This window comes from Streptomyces durbertensis (assembly GCF_014156695.1).
Classification (GTDB): domain Bacteria; phylum Actinomycetota; class Actinomycetes; order Streptomycetales; family Streptomycetaceae; genus Streptomyces; species Streptomyces durbertensis.
This window is the reverse complement of sequence record NZ_WMLF01000984.1, coordinates 1-255: the sequence shown is the minus strand read 5'-3', so window position 1 is coordinate 255 and position 255 is coordinate 1. Positions and strand designations below refer to the sequence as shown.

2 rRNA genes are annotated in these 255 nt (G+C 54.5%); both read right to left on the bottom strand.

Going from position 1 to position 255, the window contains the following annotated elements:
• Positions 1-67: ribosomal RNA gene (gene rrf / locus GL263_RS27980) — 5S ribosomal RNA — on the bottom strand; the annotation flags it as partial.
• Positions 68-171: 104 nt separating this feature from the next.
• Positions 172-255 (bottom strand): 23S ribosomal RNA (locus tag GL263_RS27975); the annotation flags it as partial.

Below are 255 nucleotides of genomic sequence, written 5' to 3'. Positions count from 1 at the left end.
CGCTGACAGGCTTAGCTTCCGGGTTCGGAATGTAACCGGGCGTTACCCCATCGCTATGACCACCGAAACACTATGAAACAAACAACCCAGCAAACCCACCACACACGTGTATGCATGGTTCGGGTTCTGGCAGCTGTTGCCTCAGAACCAACACAGTGGACGCGAGCACATATGGTCAAGCCCTCGGCCTATTAGTACCGGTCAACTCCAACCCTCACAGGTCTTCCATCTCCGGCCTATCAACCCAGTCGTCTA